The organism is Dietzia sp. CW19, from assembly GCF_014145265.1.
Taxonomy (GTDB): domain Bacteria; phylum Actinomycetota; class Actinomycetes; order Mycobacteriales; family Mycobacteriaceae; genus Dietzia; species Dietzia natronolimnaea.
The window spans coordinates 1-3,493 of the sequence record NZ_JAALEE010000071.1 but is presented as its reverse complement, the minus strand read 5'-3'; the positions used below and the strand labels follow the sequence as shown (position 1 = coordinate 3,493).

Here is a 3,493-nt window from a genome sequence, read left to right as displayed (position 1 = left end):
GGTCGGCGGCCGGGTGGTCGCCGACGGGCCCGTGGTGCCGGACGTGCCCGGGCTGTTCCTGCTCGGCTACGGCGACTGGTGCGGCGCGGCCTCGGCGACCCTCATCGGGGTCGGTCAGTGGGCGAAGGCGGCCGTGGCCGCAGCTCTCGGCCGGTGATCAGGCCCTGAGGCGCGCGACGATCTCGACGAACTCCTCCGCATAGCCCAGGTGGGTCCGCAGTCGCTCGAGCCGTTCGGTGGCCTCAGCCTCGATCTCGGCGATCAGCGCGGCCGATCCCGCCGGGTCGTCGGCTCGGCGGTCCAGGGCCCGGCAGAAGTCGCGCATGCGTTCCAGGCTGAACCCCAGGGGCTTCATCCGGCGGATGAGCAGGAGCCGCTCGACGTCCCCCGGCGTGTACAGGCGGAACCCGCCCCGGGAGTGTGCGGAGGGGATGACCAGACCGAGTTCGTCGTAGTGCCGCAGGCTCCGGATCGACAGCGCGGTGCGCTCGGCGACCTCGCCGATCTTCATGGTCTGCTCGCCGCGACTTGGCCCGCCCACAACTCTCCCGTTACGGTAGCTTTCTACTCTCACGCCGTGTGAGAGTCCTGACCCCGACTGTAGGTGATCCGTGAGCACCGAGTTCCCGACCGGCGTGCTGCCCTCGTTCCGCGCCGCGTTCTCCTCCCCCGCCCGGCTGCGGACCGAGGTGCTCGCCGGCCTCGTGGTGGCCCTCGCGCTCATCCCGGAGGCGATCTCGTTCTCCATCCTCGCGGGCGTCGACCCCCGGGTCGGTCTGTTCGCGTCCTTCACCATGGCGGTCACGATCGCCTTCACCGGAGGACGCCCGGCGATGATCTCGGCGGCCACGGGAGCGATCGCGCTCGTCGTGGCGCCGGTCGTGCTCGAGCACGGACTGGACCACCTCATCGCCACGGTCCTCCTGGCCGGGGTGCTGCAGGTGCTGCTGAGCGTGTTCGGGGTCGCGAGGCTGATGCGGTTCATCCCACGCTCGGTGATGGTCGGATTCGTCAACGCGCTCGCGATCCTCATCTTCTCCGCCCAGATCCCGCACCTGGTGGGCGTGCCGTGGCTGGTGTACCCGCTGGTGGCGGTGGGGCTGCTCGTCCTCGTGTTCTTTCCCAGGCTCACCACGGTGATCCCCGCGCCCCTGATCGCGATCGTGGCCCTGACGATCGTGGTGGTCTGGGTGGGGTGGTCGGTCCCCAACGTGCACGACCAGGGCGAGTTGCCCGGGTCGCTGCCGACCCTCCTGCTGCCGGACGTGCCGCTCACCCTGGAGACGCTGCAGATCATCGCCCCCTACGCGCTCGCCATGGCGCTCGTGGGGCTCATGGAGTCGCTGATGACGGCCAAGTTGGTCGACGACATCACGGAGACGCACTCCGACAAGACGCGTGAGGGCTGGGGTCAGGGCGTCGCCAACCTCGTCACCGGTTTCTTCGGCGGGATGGGCGGTTGCGCGATGATCGGGCAGACGATGATCAACGTCAAGGCCTCGGGCGCACGGACGCGGCTGTCCACCCTGCTCGCCGGCGTGTTCCTGCTGGTCCTCGTCGTCGTCCTGGGCGACGTCGTCGGACTGATCCCGATGGCCGCACTGGTCGCGGTGATGATCATGGTCTCGGTGGGGACCATGGACTGGCACTCGATCCATCCCCGGACACTGCGGCTGATGCCGCTGTCGGAGACCCTCGTCATGGTCGTCACCGTGGCGGCGACGGTGTGGACCCACAACCTCGCGATCGGCGTGATCCTGGGGGTGGTCACGGCGATGATCATGTTCGCGCGCCGGGTCGCGCACATGACGACCATCGAGAAGGTCGCCGAGCTCGACACGGACCACGACGGGGCGGTCGACACCCGCACCTACCGGGTCACGGGCGAGCTGTTCTGGGCCTCGAGCAACGACCTCGTGTACCGGTTCGACTACTCCGGCGACCCCGAGCACGTGGTACTCGATCTCACCGACGCCGACATCTGGGACGCCTCGACCGTCGCCACGCTCGACGCCGTGCAGCAGAAGTATGCGGCCAAGGGCAAGACCCTCACGGTGATCGGACTCGACGGTGCCAGCAGGGAGCGGCTCGACAAGCTCTCGGGCAGGCTCGGCGCCGGGCACTGAGCGACTGTTCGGGGTCGTCCTCAGGCGAGGCGGAGGCCTCGGACGTCGACGATGTCGCGGATCTGGGAGAACGCCTCCGGGACGATGCTGTAGTGCGCCATCCGGCCTCGTTGTTCGCGGGTGACGAGTCCCGCCTCGACCAGCTTCTTCATGTGATGACTCACGGTGGGCTGGGAGATCCCCAGCGGTTCGGTGAGGGTGCACACGCAGACGTCATCGCACTCCGCCGCCGCGATGTGCGAGAGCAGGCGGAGGCGCATGGGGTCGGCCAGGGCCTTGAACCGGGCCGCCGCGGCTTCGGCCTCGGCCTGGGTGAGCGGCCCGTTCGCGCCGGCGATGCAGCAGTATTCGGCGGATTCGGGCGAGGTCATGGTCCCAGGTTACCCGGACGACCGGGGCGGGGGAGGCCTGTGGATGTCCCCCCTTGCCCATTCGAAAGTGTGTGCGTATACTAGAACACTAGTTCGATACAATGTGACGGCGACGTACGAGTGGGCGTACGGGTGGAGGTGAGGGCGTGGACGAGACGGCTGGTGGCGCGACAAGTGGGGTCGGTCGTTCTGGTCACCCGTCCCTGCTCGGGAGGTTGTCCGATTCCGCCCGCGACACCTGGGTGGCGGAGAATCGCGCCGCCGGGGCCCGCCTGGCCGCGTGTTACGAGTTGTTCCGCGAGTGCGTGCGCCAGGACGAGGCCGGGGCGGGGGACGGTTCCCCGCCCGGGCACGCGGTGGTCGACCCGTTCGACGTGTGCACCGGCTACGTCGTGGCGTCGATGCCCATCTCCTCTGGCCGCGCCGCCGCCATGATCAGCCTCGCCGCGGACCTGACCGAGCGCTACCCGGCCGTCATGGAGGCGCTCTCGGCCGGTCGGATGGAACAGCGCGCAGCCGAGTTGTTGGCCCGTCAGATGGCCACGGTCGATCCGGCCGTCCTGTCCCGGGTTCAGCAGGAGGTCGTGGAGGACTACCTCGCCGCCATCGAGGCCGGCGAGCGTCCGGGCGCCCGGTCGGTGCGCGACTCCGTCGACGCGATCATCGCCCGCTACGACGCCAACGGGATCCGCGAACGAAGAGACGCCGCCGCCCGCGGACGCGGAGTCCACATCCGCAAGGGCGCCGACGGCATGACCAACCTGTGGGCCACCCTGGCCTCCGACGAGGCCGCTGTGCTGGCAGAGGCCATCGACCAGCGCGCCGCAGAGTTCGCCAACCCCGCCCCGGACACCCCCGCGGAATCAGCGCAGGCCCGCGCCGACGCCGAGGGGGCGGACATGTCGAACTATCCGGTGCCCGAACGCCGCGCGGACGCCCTGCTGTCCCTGGTGTGCGGAGACCGGGGCCGCGCCCGTGCCACCGATCTCGCGCCGG

Annotated in this window: 4 protein-coding genes and 1 pseudogene; 3 read left to right on the top strand and 2 right to left on the bottom strand. The window is 69.9% G+C overall.

What is annotated here, in order from left to right; translation table 11 throughout:
• Positions 1 to 157, top strand: a pseudogene (locus G6021_RS17065) (pyridine nucleotide-disulfide oxidoreductase); the annotation flags it as partial.
• Here the strand turns inward: G6021_RS17065 and G6021_RS02595 are convergent.
• Positions 158 to 511: a MerR family transcriptional regulator gene (locus tag G6021_RS02595; protein ID WP_182617149.1), complete on the bottom strand. Its 354-nt coding sequence runs from the start codon at positions 509 to 511 to the stop codon at positions 158 to 160. It abuts the pseudogene before it with no gap.
• Between the two features lie 100 nt (positions 512 to 611).
• Here G6021_RS02595 and G6021_RS02590 point away from each other — a divergent pair, with 100 nt between their 5' ends.
• Positions 612 to 2,126 carry a SulP family inorganic anion transporter gene (locus G6021_RS02590; RefSeq protein ID WP_182617146.1) on the top strand — a complete coding sequence of 505 codons (1,515 nt, stop codon included), beginning with the start codon at positions 612 to 614 and terminating at the stop codon, positions 2,124 to 2,126.
• 20 nt (positions 2,127 to 2,146) lie between these two features.
• Here the strand turns inward: G6021_RS02590 and G6021_RS02585 are convergent, their stop codons facing one another.
• The gene (locus G6021_RS02585) at positions 2,147 to 2,497 is read right to left on the bottom strand and encodes a metalloregulator ArsR/SmtB family transcription factor (RefSeq protein WP_179523627.1); all 351 of its coding nucleotides are present in this window, start codon (positions 2,495 to 2,497) and stop codon (positions 2,147 to 2,149) included.
• Positions 2,498 to 2,643: 146 nt separating this feature from the next.
• Here G6021_RS02585 and G6021_RS02580 point away from each other — a divergent pair.
• A partial coding sequence (locus tag G6021_RS02580; RefSeq protein ID WP_182640610.1) for a DUF222 domain-containing protein occupies positions 2,644 to 3,493 on the top strand: 850 nt, incomplete at its 3' end.

Excerpts from the sequence above, each read along its gene's own strand:
- G6021_RS02595 (WP_182617149.1), bottom strand. The coding sequence starts at position 511 with ATGAAGATCGGCGAGGTCGCCGAGCGCACCGCGCTGTCGATCCGGAGC.
- G6021_RS02585 (WP_179523627.1), bottom strand. The coding sequence starts at position 2,497 with ATGACCTCGCCCGAATCCGCCGAATACTGCTGCATCGCCGGCGCGAAC.